Origin of the sequence: Paeniglutamicibacter sulfureus (assembly GCF_030512175.1) — a bacterium.
Taxonomy (GTDB): domain Bacteria; phylum Actinomycetota; class Actinomycetes; order Actinomycetales; family Micrococcaceae; genus Paeniglutamicibacter; species Paeniglutamicibacter sulfureus.
Window position 1 is genome coordinate 2,227,383 of sequence record NZ_JAULBL010000002.1, and the last position, 15,658, is coordinate 2,243,040.

Sequence of the window (15,658 nt, forward strand, 5' to 3'; positions counted from 1 at the left end):
GGTTCGACAGGAAATTACTTAGAGAAGTTTCGTCAGACAGTACGCTAGGATCCCTTGTCAGGGATCCTAGCGGTTTTGGTTCCGGGTGTCTGGCTGCCGAATAGCTGTGAAGGTAGAGCTGTTCTGGCCACATGGACTCTTCTATGTCTTGTCAAGCGGCTTCGTGGGCCTTTTTCGCACGACCAGAGGCGGCCAGAATCCTGAAGACGCGCCGGGCCAGATAGCGTTTCACGCATCGTCGTATTTCCTCGTCGGTTTTGCCCTCGGCGCGGCGTTTCTCGACGTAGTCGCACGTCGTGGCGTCATGCGTCATCCTGCTGACCGCAGCAATGTGCAGGGCGCTGTTGAGCCTCCTGTCGCCGCCCCGGTTCAGCCGGTGGCGCACAGTGTTCCCCGACGACGCGGGGATGGGGTTCACGCCGGCCAGGCATGCGACGGCGGCCTCGCTGCGGACCCGTCCCTCGTGCGACCACGCCACCAGGCATTTCGCGGCGGTCACCGCCCGGAAGCCCTTCTCCTCCAGCAGGGGTGCGGCCTCGCTGGCCCAGACCAGCTCGTCCAGCTTCTGCTCGTTGGCCTTCAGCTGCTCGTCGATGCCCAGGATGTGCTTGGCGAGGCGGACCGCCTCGGCGCGGGCGATGTCCAGGGCCAGTTCTTCCTCGCATTCGCGCCAGCGGGAGACCTCCACGACTTGGACCGGGGTGAGCTTCCTGCGGGCATCCACGCCGAGGTCGTTGCCGCGCACCAGGGCGTTGAGTGCATTGATCGTTCGGGTGCGGTCCTTGGACATGGATTCCCGGGCGGTGACCAGAATCCGCAGGCCCTGGCGGATCCCCTCGTTCAGGCGGGGACGGCGCAGTAACGCCTCCGGCAACGGCAGCACGGCCATGGCCATCCGCTGGGCGTCCAGGGAATCCGATTTTCCGACGCCGCGGTTCTTCTTGACGTCCATGCGAGGCGCCTCGGCGACGGGGAATCCGTGTGCGGCCACGGTGCCAGCGAGGATCGCCCCATAGGATGCAGCTCCCTCGATCACCCAGAGGGTATTTGCGTCGGAGCTGGTGCGGCGGGCCACCCATGCGATGGCCCGGTTGATGCCGGCCGCAGTAGTCGGGAACGACTGAGTATCCAACAAGGCGCCGTTGGCGGCGTCGAGGATGGCGTAGACGTGGTTGCGTGCGTGGGTGTCGACACCCACGACAAAGGGGTGCGAATGCGAGACGATAGACAGAGCGGTCACCGCTTTTCATCTTGTGATGGACTTGGTTGGCGCCGTCACCGGCCGGTACCAGTCCGGGTAAGGGTCACAACGGAACAGCACTGTGAGGGGTCACGCCCGTGAGGGTGGACAATCTTCTAATCAAGCTACCGTGGTGGGCCGGACTGGTGCCGGCCGACCACCCGCAAGAGCAGACAAATCCAGATCAAGCCACCGTGAGGGGCAGGTGTGTAAAGAGTCATGCTCTTGGGGTAGACCGGCCAGTACCTATCTTGCCAGCCAGTCCCAGACCAGCTACTGACAAGTCTCACAGTGTGTAATCTCGCTACATCTCTAATGGTTCTTGGCAGGTCTGGTACCCGCTGGCAGGATTGGTGCCACCCTCGATGAAGTGACTCACGCTACATCAGTCCCTGAGTTTAAGGTGACTTCTCCACGACTCCTCCGTCGTCGGGGGGCGGCATCAGCCTGACCCATTGCCGTGGCTTCATAAAAGGTTGACCACACCATCAGTGGTGTGTGTCTCGTTAGAGATCTGCCGCACAAGACTTCACTACCAGGCCGATGCCACCAACAACGGCACCCGACTGGATAGAAGGACCACCGTCATGACCATCGTGGCAGAAAAATACGAATACGTCATCGGCATCGACACCCATTCGCGCACCCACACCTACGAGATCATCGACACCACTACCGGCGCCCGCGCCGGCTGCGAGGCATTCCCCGTCACCAAACCCGGCATGAACCGAGCCTTCGCCTGGATCCGGAGGAACACCACCGGAGAAATCCTGGCAGCCATCGAGGGAACCAACTCCTACGGGTCCTCCATTCGTCGTGCTCTCGTCCTTGAAGGAGTGCGGGTAGTTGAGGTGAAACCGCCAATGAAAAAGGCCCGTCACGGTGTCGGAAAAACTGACCAGATCGACGCGGTTGCTGCAGCGACAAGCGTCCTGGGACAGGAGATCGACCTGTTGCTTCACCCCTGCCACGACGGGGAACGTGCGGCGATCAGCGTGCTCTTGGCGGCCCGACGACGCCTCGATCACCAGCGCACGGCCAATAGAAATGCTTTGAACGCACTGGTGCGGTAGATCGAGTTGGGTATTGATGCCCGCCACGCGTTGACCGACGCCCAGATCAAGGAAATCAGCGATTGGCGTTCCCGCGAACATGACTCCATTGACCAGCGGATCGCCCGGGCCGAGGCCATCGACCTAGAAAAATCCATCAAAGCCGGCAAAGCACGGCTCAAGGAAGTTGAGGATGAGTTGGTTGACCTTGACGAGAAAATGGCACCGGGATTGCATGACCAATTCGGCATGGGGCCGGTGACCGCGGGAATCATCCTGGCCGCGTATTCACACCACGGCAGGGTTCGTTCCGAAGCAGCCTTCGCGGCATTGGCCGGCGTCTCACCACTCCAGGCGTCCTCCGGGAACACCAAACGGCACCGGCTCAACCGCGGAGGCGACAGGCAGCTGAACATGGCCCTGGACATCATCGCCAAGCACCGGATGATAGGAGACGAGAAACCAAGGCCTACGTTGCACGACGGACCGCAGAGGGACTGAGCTACCGCGAAATCAAACGATGCCTCAAACGTTTTCTCGCCCGCTCAATTTTCCGGCAACTGGAAGCATTTGGGGCTTGATTTAATCCATAAGAAGGGTCGGGGACAGTTTCGTGCTCGGGTTTTCTGGCAGTTTCAATACATGAGCCATCCACTGCCACCGCGCACACGCGGGCCATGATCATCAACTACGACCCAACCCAACCCGGCGCACTCACGATCAGTGAGTTCTGCAAAACACAGAAAATCTCTCGCAGTATTTTCTATCGAATCCGCTCCCGCGCCTCCCCCGAGTCTGCATCTGCCCTCCATCCACGTTCCAGGGCGCCTCACCATCCTGCACGACGCTACGGACCCGAGGTCATCAACGAACTGGTGCGCATGCGCAAACAGCTCAAGAACGATGGGTGGGACTACGGGCCGAAAACGATCCACTACGAAGTGACCATCCAAGCTACCTTCCCCGGCGGCGCGTTCCCTCGATTGCCACGATCGCCCGGCTGGTATCAGACGTCGGCCACGTTGACCGCAATCCGCGCAAGCGACCGAAATCCTCGTACCTGCCCTTTCCAGGGTCAACGGCCATGGCGTTGTGGCGGCTGCACGCCTTCGAATACCGTACGGGCAACGGCAAGGTAGGCACCGTCTACCGGCTAATCGAAAACGCAACTCGTTGTGACGTCGGGTCATGGGCGTATCAGCAGCACGAGAATAGCCACGACGCCCACGAACTGCTCGCTCGGGTTATCAAGAACCATGGGCACCGAAGGGAACTGCTCAGTGACAATTCCAAGGCGTTCAACCAACTGCGGAGCGGAACGATCGGCGCGGTGGATCTCTTTCTCGCGTCCAAGGGGACCATGCCGATCAGCGGTATTCCCGGGCGGCCCACGACTCAGGGAAAGAATGAACACTCCCACCAAACCCTGCGGCGTTTCTTGGATGCCAACAAACCGCAGGACCTTGCCGACTTGCGCAGGCTCATCACGCGCTATCGCGAGCATTACAACCGGCGCATGCCACACCAGTCATTGAACCAGTCCACACCCGAAATCGCTTGGCAGACCTTGGAACATACGCCGGCCATCGAACCGATACATCTGTCGGTGTTGGAGGCCAAGGCCGCCGAATACCTGCGTAACCGCAGACTCAAGCAGGTTGCCCTGGGCCAGGCGAGCATTGCGGTTTCCAAGACCGGCGAGATCATCGATGCCGGTTCGTTCCCGGAGCCTGCTGCCGGCCTGGCCGCGAATCAGATCTTGATTGAAGTTATGAGAGACCAACGAAAGGTCTTCTACAAGGGCCAGCACATTTCCGTGCCCTCAACATTGGCGGGCCGCCAGAATTGCCGTACCGTCACCGATGAAGAATTCCTGCTTCGGATCCTGACACCGGCGAGGTGGTCTTGTCGTTCCCGTTGCCGATGACGGCCATGCACAAGAACGGCAATGCGACGGTGCACTGGGAGCGCAAGGCTGAGAACTATCGGATGGAATACGCGCTTCGGGAAACGCAGATGCCCGAAATCTTCGCACAGGCTTGAACCAGATCACGGGCAACCCACAAGCCATCCGGCAATTGTTGGATGGTTTGTGGTAGATGTACACGAAGGCATGAGACTGGTTCTCCACGAAGTGGTGAGAGTGTCTACGACGTAGCGAGATCACACGCCAGGTTGCCAGAACACCGGTACCGTCAGACGCTATTTGGCATTTACAGCCCAGCGGTCGATTCGCCATTTCCTTCCGTCACGACTGCGCACCTTCGTGCTCGCTGACCCAAGCCTGGGCGCGCTCGTAGTCCTCAGGTGTGTTGATTTCGATGCTGCTGCTTACGGCGACGCGTGCAACGATGTTGAGGCCGTGTTCGAGCGCGCGGAGTTGCTCGAGATTCTCTGCCTGCTCCAGCGGCGTGGGCGTCAGCGTCGGGAATCGGCGTAGCACGTCGCGACGGAAGGCGTACAGCCCGAGGTGCTGAAGATATGGGTGGTCGGCTCCGCGTGGATTCGCTGGGATGAGGGAGCGGGAGAAATACAGGGCTCGGCCACGAGTGTCCGTGACAATCTTGACAGCGTTGGGATCGTCGGCGAGCTCGGGCTGAAGCGGCATCGCCACCGTCGTCATGTCTGCAGCCTCACCCTCGCGGAACGGGGCAAGCAAGGCGCCGAGCGCTCCGTGGGACACGAACGGTTGGTCCCCTTGGACGTTCGCGACAACGTCGTAATCTCCCGGCATCAAGTCGGCGGCTGCGGCGACCCGCTCGGTCCCGTTTGCCAGCGACGGTGACGTCATCACGGCAACGCCACCGAACCCCTGCACGGCATCGAAGATCCGCTCGTCGTCCGTCGCGACGACGACGTCGTCGAACTCGCCGCTGGCGATCGTCGCATCCCACACCCTCTGTACGACGGTTCGCCCGCCCAATTTGAGCAGTGGCTTGCCCTGGAGCCGGGTGCTCAGGTATCGGGCGGGGATTACGGCGAGTGCTCGCATGGATGGACATCCTTAATCAAATAATCGGGAACTGAAGTTGCTATCAGTCTAGTAGACTAGGTATATGTCGAAAACCGTGGCCATCGGGCCGAACGTCGCCGTTTCCAATGACCGCCCCTGCGTGATATTCGGTGGGATCAACGTCATCGAAGACCTCGATTCGACGCTCCGAGCGGCATCACGCTATGTAGAGGCGACCACCAAGCTCGGTATGCCGCTTGTATTCAAGGCATCCTTTGACAAGGCGAACCGCTCCTCGGTCGACTCATACCGTGGCGTAGGGCTTGACGAGGGGCTACGTATCTTCGCCGCCGTAAAATCGGAGTTTGGCGTCCCGGTGATCACCGACGTCCACGAGGCTGCTCAAGCGGCTCTCGTCGCAGAGGTGGCGGATGTCCTGCAACTTCCGGCGTTCCTCGCCCGCCAGACCGACCTCGTCGTCGCACTCGCTAAGACGGGCCTCCCTATCAACGTCAAGAAGCCGCAGTTCTTGAGCCCACGCCAGATGGCAAACATCCAACAGAAGCTGGTCGAAGCGGGCAACGACCAAGTGATCCTCTGCGAACGTGGCTCACAGTTCGGTTACGACAACCTCGTGGTGGACATGCTCGGCTTCCGTGAGATGGTCGAGGCGTGCGACGGTGCGCCTGCGATCTTCGACGTCACGCACAGCCTCCAACGCCGCGAGGCAGGCGACGCCGCCTCCGGGGGACGGCGGCGCCAGGTCGCCGAACTCGCCCGCGCCGGCATGGCGCTCGGGCTCGCCGGGTTGTTCGTCGAAGCGCACGCAGACCCGGACAACGCACGGTGCGACGGCCCGAGCGCGCTACCACTGAGCGAGCTCGAAGCGTTCCTCGGGCAGGTCAAGGCGATAGACGACCTCGTGAAGTCTTTCCCGGCGCTGGACATCGCGTGATCGGGCTCGTCCTATTCGATGTCGACGGTGTGCTCACCGACGGCACCATCTGGATGGACGGCTCCGGCGGCGAGGCGGTCAAGGGCTTCAACGTCCAAGATGGGCTCGCCGTCGCGCTGCTGCATGCGCACGGGATCCGCTGCGGCGTGCTGTCGGGCAAGTCGAGCGCGCCGCTAGACGCGCGGGTCAAGCAGCTTGGCTTCGATGTCGCGGTGACTGGCACTCTGGGCAAGTCCGATGCGCTCGTGGCCATCACAGCGGAGCAGGGGATCTCCTGCGAAGAGGTCGCGTACGTTGGTGACGACATCGTCGACCTGCCGCTCGCGGGTATCGTGGGCCGGTTCTACGCCCCCAGCGATGCCCACCCCCTCGTGCTGGCCGCCGCCGACGTCGTGCTCAACCGCCCCGGCGGGCGCGGCGTCGCACGAGAGGCGGCGGAGCATGTGCTCGCTGCACGGGGGCTGAGCCTCGAAGACATGTACAGACCCATAATGGAGACGATGACGAGCAGCCATGTCGTTCAGTAACGCCGCGTTCAGCCCACCACGAAAACACGCGGAAGCCGGCCGCAGGGTACTCGCCGCCGAGGCGCAGGGCGTCGCGGACCTCATTGAGCGAGTGGGCGCTGAATTCGACGCAGCCGTCGAGGACATTCTCGTTTCCTCTGGCCGCGTGATCGTGTGCGGGATGGGCAAGTCGGGTCTTGTCGGCCGCAAGATTGCCGCGACCCTCGCGAGCACCGGCACACCGAGTTTTTTCCTGCACCCGGCCGAAGCACTCCACGGCGACCTAGGGATGGCCACGGATGCCGACTACTTCCTTGGGATCAGCAATTCGGGCGAGACGCAGGAGCTCGTCGCCCTGCTGCCATTTCTGCTCGACAACGGCAACCGGATCCTGGCGATGACGGGGAACCCCACCTCGACCCTCGCGAGTCACTCGACCTTCCACCTGGATGTATCGGTCGCCGAGGAGGCCTGCTCGCTCAACCTCGCTCCGACAACGTCCACGACTGCCGCTCTCGCGATGGGCGATGCACTAGCGGTGGCCCTCATGGAAGCGCGCGGTTTCGTGTCGGAAAACTTCGCCCGTCTGCATCCAGGGGGTTCAATTGGGCGACGTCTCCTCGACCAGGTGAGCGATGTGATGATCACCAAGAAACTTCCGTGGACGACCGCGTCCGACGGCATTCTCGAGGTCATCCGACAGATCACGAAGAGCCAGCTCGGCATCGCACTGGTGTCCACGCCGAACGGCCCCGCGATCATCACCGATGGCGACATTCGTCGGGCCGTGCAGGACCATGATGACGCTTTCTTCTCGCTCGTGGCAGCAGACATCATGACAACGACGCCCACGATGGTCGCGCCCACCACCCGCATGGAGGACGCCCTCGCGCTGATGGCCAGCCGGCAGATCTCCTCGCTGCTCGTCGGCGTAGGTGACGACGTGCTCGGGGTCGTGACCAGCCAGCCCGCGCCTCGCGGCTGACTCGTCGCGTTCGATTGATCAGGATTTTAGTGGTCTTTTTTCTAAATCCGTTGCGGGTCACGCGGCAACCGTGGGTTCATGCGCGGCCAGCCGGCGGAGGCGTTCGCTGAGGTCGTGCCGCGTGGAACTCTAACCGGAAGGGTCCGCCGTCTCGTTGTTGCATTCCTGGAATACCGTGATGCGGTGGGCCAGGACGTCCCGGTCCGGGTGACGGCGCCGGTGATGGCCTTGCATTGCAGGATGGAGAAACAGACTTCCACCGGGCTCGGCCAAAAGGCGTGGACCGGCGGGTGGACCAGGAGCACGTGGGGCCACGTCGTACCCATCCGGGCCACTGGAGGGGCCCCGGTATGTAAGAAATTGTTGCCCACGACCCAGAAGAACCGGCGAGCCGGGGCGTACGGTGCGACGCCCAGCATGGTAAACGTCTGCGGCGGGCATGGGGACGGCGAGGAGTGCCTGCGGCTCTGGCCGGAATTTCTCTTCGTGGCTCATCACCTAGTCGCCTTCCGCCGGTGGTTCACCGTCCTCGGTTTGGGCGCCAGCCACGACGACTATGAGGATTCCGTGCTGCCCACCGGGCCGCCGGCGGGCAGCGTCGAGGAAGTCCTCCACACCGCGTGCGGCTTATACTTGAACGACCCCGCTGCCTGGGCGGACATGTACCCCCGACGAACCTAGGACAAAGTCCACCAGGTGGTCAGTGTCTGAAGTAGTCCCTCAGACCTTCGTTGGTCATGGTGTTCTCGGAGTGATAGCGGAAGTCCTTGGCGTCGCGGCCGATGCCGTCGTTCATCGTGGATTGCGACTCGAGGGTCGCGAGCGGGCGATCGACGTGGAACGCCACAATCGACTCGAAGAACTGTACTGACCACACGCGCAACTCCGGGTCATGGTCCTCGACAAAAGCGGAGAAGCGGTGATTGACGCCGTGCACCAGGTTGACGGCCCAGCTCACGAAGGAGGTGTCGCTCGGCCCGCCGAACTCCGACATATACGACGTGTGCGTGTCCTCGACAACCATTAGCCCGCCGTCCCGGATGTGGTCGAGCGCCGACGCGGAAGTTACGATCTGCTGGGGATAGGTATGTCCACCGTCGTCGAGGAAGATATCGACGTCTCCCACTTGGCGGAAGAAGTTCTCCCAGAACTGCGGGTCGCTCTGGTCGCCAATATGGATCTCAAAGCCGTCCTCGCGCAGCCAAACAGCCTCGGGGTTGAGATCCACTCCAATGATTCGGGCATCCGCCCCGAAGAACTCACGCCACATGTACAGTGAGCCGCCGTTGAGGACCCCCACCTCGACGATCACCGGGGCCTTGCCGACGAAGCGAGAGAACAACTGGTCATAGACGGAGAAGTACGTGGTGTGCTTCAGACTCAAGAACGGTGCTGCGTCGTAGCACTCTCGCGCCCGCGAACCATTGACCGCCATAGCTTCTGCGAGGTCGGGCTGGGCAGCCGTCATCACTGCCTCACGATGGCCTGTCATCGGGGCGTGCCAGCGGCTTCCGGCGATCTGTCGCAAGAGCGCCGTGAGGCCCGACCACGATGGGGTGCCGAGCGGCCCCTGCTCGACGGCGCGGGAAACGAGGGCGGGCTTGATCGCGTCGGGGTCGGCGGGGAGGGCGGGGTCGAGGCGAGCGAACCGGGGTGTCTCGCCCCGGTCGCCGATAGCCTTCTCGGTCGCGCTCTCCCAGTCGATGACGGGCACGTCCGTCCACATCGAGAGTTCCGTCCGGAACGCACGGGCCAGCAGAGCCGAGATGTCCTTACCGCCGGCAGAGACGACGACGGCGGCGCAGGGTTCGAGATCGGTTCTCTCAACGACCTGAGTCAGAGAGGGCTGCCCAGGCACGTGGTCTAGCGGCGCCAGGATGAGCCCGGCGTCGGCCAAGCGTCGCGCTCCGTTCACTCCCATGTACCGCGACAGGGTGTCGAGCCATGCCGATCTGCCGGTGAGCAGCACTGGCCGGCCAGCGGATTCGGAGATTTTCTGCGCGAGCGTGAGCAACTCCCCCTCCACCGTCGCGACAGCACGGTCGTAGGCCTCCCGCACCTCGAGTCGGTCGAAGACGAGGCCGTTGAGCAGTAGGTACCCGATCTGCGAGGGGTGGTTGCTGCCGTCGATGAACAGCCGTGACACGTCGTGCTGCGGTAGGCGCAACAGCGGGGCCAGATCGACGATGTCGAGGCCAGGGAGTGCGGCGGCGATTTCGTCGTAGTTGAACACGGGGTGCCGGTAGTGACCGTCGGCGATGTGGCGGCCCGCGAGGCGATCCTGGACCTGTCGCCCGAACACATCCCACAGCACGTACCGTGCCTGGTCTCCGTACGTCTCATGCCAGGCGCGCAGGCCCGCCAGGCCACGCTGTAGCATCGCCTGGTCATGTTCAGGGGTCATCGCGCCAGCAGTGACGCCCATGAATTCGTCGACCAAAACGCCAGAGGGCACTGGGTTCGCCAGGAGGATGCCGTTACCGAACCGGAAGTCACCGACGAGGACGACGACGCTTGCCTCGGCACCTGCCGCCTCAACTGCCTGCCTCAGCAGTGACGCGTGCCATATCGGCGCTCCGCCTCGTCCGATGAAGCGGTCCCACTCCAAAGGTGAGTCGACGACGCCGTCGCGCACGTGCCAGCTCCACCGGACAACGTGCGATGGTCCGGCGACCAGCGTGACGTTTGACGGGTTATTTACCATGCCAGCGCCCCAACTGAGCGCGCCTTGAGCGCCGTCTGCTTCGCCGCGAGGGCGGCTTCCATATGTTCATGGATCGTGACCGCTAGGGGTTGGAGGTCGGTGATAAGAGGCTCGGTCGGGTCGACGGGTGCTCCGAGGATCACTCCGCCGTCGGCCAGCGCAGCGTGGCCGAACATTCGTTCCACAAGGTGGGCCAGCACACCGTCGTTCGCGCCGGTCTCCTCGGCGAAGCTCGTCAGGGTGAGTGCTCCTGGCTCGACGAGTGGGCGCAAGACCTCGGGCCGGGCCCAGAACATCGTTCCAGCGAAGAACCCCTCCATGGGGGGCGCCCCTAGGAGCGACGCGCTGAGGTCTCCCTCGTCGTGGTAGGGGTATTTTTCGAGGGAGAGGTAGTGCGGCTGCGGTCCGACTTCGTGGACGGCGGGGTCTGTGCGGAAGGCGTCGAGGATCGCCGCCACTCGCGTGGGGCTGCCGAGCAGAGCGTCGAGCGCCTCGCTGCGCCACAGCTCACCGAGATCGCGCCGGAGGCGGCCGGCATGGAAGTAGCCGGCCTTGGTCTGCAGGTGCAGAATTGCATCGTAGTTGTGCTCGAGAACCGCGGGGAGCACGTCGAGGAACGGTCCGATGTCGCGGCCGCGGTTTACCGCCGGGTAGAGCAGTGCGTTGGGGTAGACCGCGCGCACCAGCTCCGCGATCTGGCGGTTGCCCCAGTCAGGCATTGTCACCACGAGGTCGAATCCCTCGGGGATATTTGCCAACTGCTCGAGGATCTCCGGCACGAGGTCGCGGTAGTACAGATGCGCGATGACGGCAATCTTGTTGTCTCGCGTGCCGAGGCCACCCCGGATCGCAGTGAGGCTGATCTGACGGCGAGCTTCGGCCGCCTTCTCTAAGGGGAAGTCGGGGATGCCGTCGAACAGCGGCTCAGCGGCGGCGACTAGCTCGTCGACCAGCCGTTCGACCGAGCCGATGTTCAGACCACGCCGAGGCTTGCGCTCTTCGCGGAGACCGTAGCGCGCCCAGTGCCATACAGGATCCTTCGCCGCTTTGGCGACATCGCTATGCGTGGCGAGATAGAACGTCTCGTCGACGATTCTAGAGGCGCGGATGTAATTCTCCGCGGTTTCCGGATCTTCTAACGCCGTCAACAGCGCGTTGCGGAAGCTGTCGCCGTCGACTGCACCGGTCAGTGCGAGGAGTCTGCGGGCCGGGCCGGTGAATTCGGTGCGCGCGATTTCGGCCGACGTCGGCACGGTCGCAAGGGGCTGGGCCGCCATTACGACGGGTACGCCGAACTCGCCGGCTCCAGGGACAGAGCCACCCCTCACCATTCGCGAGCGGGCCTGGTGCTCCCGGGCCAGGCTGAACGCCTGGTACATGCGCTTCGCGATGGCCACGGCGTCTTCGCCATGCTCATGGCGCGCCGCGTCGAGGGTGATAGCAATGCTCTGGAATGCGTGGAAGTCGCCGCGAACGGCATCACTGACCATGTACCCGCCGAGCATGAAGCGGCGCAGCAGGCCAATCCCGTGCCGGTAGGTTGGCAGGTCGAAGGCGTCGGAGATCGCCTCGTCGAGGTCGGGGAACAGGCCCGTCGGCTTGTAGACAGCGTCGCCCAGTACCGAAACGACTTTGTCGTAGTACAGCGACTCGAACCCCACGGAGCTGTTGACCGTCACCACGAGATCGGCCAGCGCGGCCAGCTGGGCATTGTTGTACACCGCCTTGGTGGCGTCCAGCCACACGACGTCGTCTGCCCAGGGTCGCAACGCGGCCCTGGCAAGGGAGAAGGCGAGGTGAGACTGTTTCCTGCTCTTGGCATCCGGATGCGTCTTGATGACTGTCAGGTACCCGGCGGCCGCGAGCTTCGGCACGACGTCGAGGACAACGTCTTCGACCGTCTCGTACTTGGAAAAGCGCAAGAGGTTGGCGTCGTCGTGGAGCTGGAGCGCAAGGAAAGCGATTTTCCGGGTGGTGCCCAGGATCCGTGTAGACCAGTCCCCACCGTCGACGGGGAGGAATTGCTGTTCGTAGGGCAGGGCCTCGACGTTCGCCGAGTAGCCGTAAAGCGCCTCGGCGGCCGACATCGGGTTGTCGCCGACGATGCCGCGCAGGTCCTCCACCGACAGCCGGGGGACGATCGCACTGCCGTTGGTGCCGAACGGGTCCATAACGACGGTCCGAAGGAACGGGGCGCGGGTGCAGCCGAGTTCTATCGCGATGCGCGTCACAGGCCGCTCCTCGACGAAGCGGGTCACCGCTCCGTTCTCACCCCAGTGGACGATGATGTCGTACGGGAAGACACTCCAGACGCGGCGCAGTACCCCGACGTAGTCGTCGGCGACATCGCCACCGGCCATGAGGTTCGACCACGCCGGGATGCCCTCGGTCTCCCAGTCGCAGAGATGCCCCGCGAACAGGGCCTCCTCAGCGGGGCTCGCCCGGATGAGGCGTTTCTCCACCCCGGCCAGGGCCTCTTTCCCGAGAGCTCCGACCAAGGCGCTTGTCGAGTACATGCGAACGTCGAAGTCCGGGGTGGACCCCGCGAGCAGCGGAAGGAAGTGCCGAGCGACATCTTTGAAAATCGTCGGGCTGTCCCGGATAGGGTGCGGCTCGACGTAGATCAGGACCCTCATGCTTCACTCCAGAATGTTGTCAGACCGTCCACATGGGAGGCGCTACGCAGGAACTCAAAGTTCTCTTCTGCCCGTGGGTAGCCACCAGGCTTCACAGGCGTGGACAAGGCCTCGTACCAGTCGTCGAGCGACTCCATGAGCTCCAGGCTTTCTGATTCGAAGGATCGCATGTCCGGGATCGGGCTGGCGAGCAGGCGGCAGCCCGACAAGGCGGCTTCGAGGAACTTCACGCGCGACTTGCACGCGTTGAAGTCACTCATCTCCAACGGGGCGATTACCGTGCTGCACAGCGTCATCAGCCCCGGCAGGCGCAAGAAGTTCACCACGGGCGCCGTGCTGACGTTCGGCAGCGCAGCGAGTGCAGGCGGGACAGCGACCGGCCCGATGACCATCAGCGTGAAATCGGGATTTTCCATGAGCACCCGGTGCAGCGCATCGGCGACGACCGGGAAGTCCCGGTCGTGGCTCTTGGTTCCCGCGAAGTAGCCGATCGCCGTGCTCGGGCGCGGCGCGAGGTACGTCGCCAGTTCGCCATGGATGGACAGTACCGACGGCGGGATGATGTTCGGCACGACGTGGACGTCCGCGTCCGGGTTGGACTGCTGCACCCGCTGAGCGAGTGGCGAGGTCGAGACGGACACTTTGTCGAACTCACGTAGGCCCGCGAGGTTGCTCGCGAACGCCGCGATGGCCCTTTCTGGTGTGAGCGTCCCGTTCTTTGCCGCCGACGACTGCAGAGCCATCCCCTCGTCGCCGAAGATGAGGTCATCGTAATCGGCGATCAGCGTCTTGCCGGCTCCCCGCAGCTGCCGGAGGATCGGCAAGAAGTTCCCGCGGGCTTTGTTGGGCCGGTGGAAGACATAGACGTCGTAATCGAAATTCGGGTCTTTGTAGAATTGCGCGGCCGAGTACACGGAGACGAAATTGCCCTGGCCAACCAGCACCTCTGCAGGGTGATAGCACCGGTACCGTACCGAGGGGTCGTTGATGGGCCTCTCGCTTCGCCCGGTTTCGGAGACAAAACAGATCGACGTCATCCCGCGAGGCTCCGGTTGCCATGTCCGAGTCCCGCGTTACAGGTATCGGACTTACCCCAAGCCATGGCGCGATCAACGCACACATTCCCATCAGCAATTACCACGCATCCCCCTCAAGGTCGTATTCAGCGTCCCGCTCACTTTATCGCATGAATAGGGCCGGATTTGCTGGAAGACCTGATAGTCCGGGCTGTTGAATAGTCGGTTTATGATTCTCCTCTCACTTTAAGTTGTCGAGGATCAGGTCGCCGACTGCGTGTACGGCCCTCGTGGTTTCGGTGATGTTGGTTTTCCGGCCTGCCGGATGGCCGTAATGACCGCGTTGGCCAGCGACGAGACGATCCAGGCGTGTCGTCCCGCCGGATTCCGATTGCGTGCTCCCCGGAACGCCACATCCCTGACAAGATGCAGCTTGTGCTCAAGTGCCCAACGGCCTTGGGAGATGTCTTTGATCCACGCTTCCGGTCCCTGGTGGCAGTGAGTCTGGCGATCTGCTGGGCGGCCCCGGGGCAGTTGAACGCCAGTTTCCGGGTGGGCGTCAGGACCTGCAGTTCCCTGATCACGTGTCTGCCGTGGCTGGTGTCCTCCTGGATAGCGCAGACCGGGATTCGATCTGCGCCGATTGTCAGGACGACGTTGATGAGGATCAAGTCGATATGGACCGGAACGTCAGTGAGCCTGGCTCGTAGTTGCCGAGCGCGTTATTTGATGATGGCGGCGTCGCCGTGGATGCCGATGAGAGTGGTGGGTTTGGTCGTCATCGTGACGCGGCCGTCTGCACGCTGCCGGGCACATGGAAATAGCCACAAGTGTCGTCGTCACGGTGACGTCCGTTTAAGAGTTCAGCAATTCTTGGTCTGGCCACTATTCAGGTGCGCAGCGGCGGGCTCAGCAGGTTACCTCGCTTGAAGAGCCCGCCCGGGGTCCAGGGCGGCAGCTCGGGGCCCACCCGGCGGCAGTGGGCCAGTGCGGCACCGGCCAGAACATTCAAGCTCCAGCCGAGTAGGTTCGGCCACCGCATGCGACGAACTAGGGTGTCAGGCTTGAGGCGAAACGCGTGCTGCACCGCCTGCTCATACAGCCAGTGGGCGTGGTGTTCCGGCACGCGGCGCCCCCAGCGGCGCCCCGCCGAGAGGGGCCGGCCCATTTGGGTGGCGATCATCCGGTGGCCGCTGCCAACGGCCTGGGCTGCCATTGCGGTCCCGATGACCTCGAGGGTGTCGGCTGCTCGTCGGGCGGACAGCGCGGTCGGCAGCAATACCTGGGTGCGTCTGCAGCTCGTACAGCGGGCGCACCGGGGCTGCTGCGTCAGTCGCTCATCGCACAGGCCCCTCACGGTGCGGGTGCGGGCGTGCCCGTGGGGGCGCAGCTGCGCCGAACGGGCAGGGCACGGAATTTTGTCTGCCTGCAATGCCTTCTCGGTCAGCTCGGGGCTGCCCTCGATCATCATCGAGTCCGCTTCTCGCCGCTGGTTCAGTGCCCATGTCAACGACTTTTTCCGATCATGCCTACCGCCGGGATGGGGCCCCTTCGTGTGGAATCAGCGCGGTCTCTGAACGGATCAGCCTTCCAGCGCCGGCCGGGCCAATA

At 63.2% G+C, this 15,658-nt stretch carries 9 protein-coding genes and 2 pseudogenes; 5 read left to right on the forward strand and 6 right to left on the reverse strand.

Annotated elements, in window-relative coordinates:
• Nucleotides 1-151 precede the first annotated feature (151 nt).
• The gene (locus tag Q2T94_RS16865; protein ID WP_302265876.1) at nucleotides 152-1,240 is read right to left on the reverse strand and encodes an IS110 family RNA-guided transposase; all 1,089 of its coding nucleotides are present in this window, start codon (nucleotides 1,238-1,240) and stop codon (nucleotides 152-154) included.
• Between the two features lie 587 nt (nucleotides 1,241-1,827).
• On the opposite strand from Q2T94_RS16865, the pseudogene Q2T94_RS16870 reads away from it, so the two are divergent.
• Nucleotides 1,828-2,873: pseudogene (locus Q2T94_RS16870) on the forward strand (IS110 family RNA-guided transposase).
• Between the two features lie 96 nt (nucleotides 2,874-2,969).
• Nucleotides 2,970-4,335: pseudogene (locus Q2T94_RS16875) on the forward strand (integrase core domain-containing protein).
• Nucleotides 4,336-4,540: 205 nt separating this feature from the next.
• Here Q2T94_RS16875 and kdsB read toward each other — a convergent pair.
• On the reverse strand, nucleotides 4,541-5,284 hold the full coding sequence (kdsB, locus tag Q2T94_RS16880) for a 3-deoxy-manno-octulosonate cytidylyltransferase (RefSeq protein WP_302265877.1): 744 nt from the start codon (nucleotides 5,282-5,284) through the stop codon (nucleotides 4,541-4,543).
• Between the two features lie 64 nt (nucleotides 5,285-5,348).
• Between kdsB and kdsA the strand changes: the two genes are divergently transcribed.
• Genes kdsA through Q2T94_RS16895 form a run of 3 tightly spaced genes read left to right on the forward strand, consistent with a single transcriptional unit; the run spans nucleotide 5,349 to nucleotide 7,691 of the window.
• Nucleotides 5,349-6,200, forward strand: coding sequence for a 3-deoxy-8-phosphooctulonate synthase (gene kdsA, locus Q2T94_RS16885; protein WP_302265878.1), 852 nt, complete (start codon nucleotides 5,349-5,351; stop codon nucleotides 6,198-6,200).
• Nucleotides 6,197-6,727: a KdsC family phosphatase gene (locus tag Q2T94_RS16890; RefSeq protein ID WP_302265879.1), complete on the forward strand. Its 531-nt coding sequence runs from the start codon at nucleotides 6,197-6,199 to the stop codon at nucleotides 6,725-6,727. Before kdsA ends, Q2T94_RS16890 begins: the two co-directional genes overlap by 4 nt.
• Nucleotides 6,714-7,691, forward strand: coding sequence for a KpsF/GutQ family sugar-phosphate isomerase (locus Q2T94_RS16895; RefSeq protein ID WP_302265880.1), 978 nt, complete (start codon nucleotides 6,714-6,716; stop codon nucleotides 7,689-7,691). Before Q2T94_RS16890 ends, Q2T94_RS16895 begins: the two co-directional genes overlap by 14 nt.
• 700 nt (nucleotides 7,692-8,391) lie before the next feature.
• Here Q2T94_RS16895 and Q2T94_RS16900 read toward each other — a convergent pair.
• The 4 genes from Q2T94_RS16900 to Q2T94_RS16915 form a co-directional block, all read right to left on the reverse strand.
• Nucleotides 8,392-10,326 (reverse strand): class I SAM-dependent methyltransferase, encoded by a 1,935-nt coding sequence (locus Q2T94_RS16900; protein ID WP_302265881.1) that lies wholly within the window; start codon nucleotides 10,324-10,326, stop codon nucleotides 8,392-8,394.
• Between the two features lie 62 nt (nucleotides 10,327-10,388).
• Nucleotides 10,389-13,031 (reverse strand): rhamnan synthesis F family protein, encoded by a 2,643-nt coding sequence (locus tag Q2T94_RS16905; protein ID WP_302265882.1) that lies wholly within the window; start codon nucleotides 13,029-13,031, stop codon nucleotides 10,389-10,391.
• On the reverse strand, nucleotides 13,028-14,068 hold the full coding sequence (locus tag Q2T94_RS16910) for a glycosyltransferase family protein (RefSeq protein ID WP_302265883.1): 1,041 nt from the start codon (nucleotides 14,066-14,068) through the stop codon (nucleotides 13,028-13,030). The genes Q2T94_RS16905 and Q2T94_RS16910 overlap by 4 nt, the downstream gene beginning before the upstream one ends.
• 868 nt (nucleotides 14,069-14,936) lie before the next feature.
• The gene (locus Q2T94_RS16915; protein WP_302265884.1) at nucleotides 14,937-15,557 is read right to left on the reverse strand and encodes a hypothetical protein; all 621 of its coding nucleotides are present in this window, start codon (nucleotides 15,555-15,557) and stop codon (nucleotides 14,937-14,939) included.
• Nucleotides 15,558-15,658 lie beyond the last annotated feature (101 nt).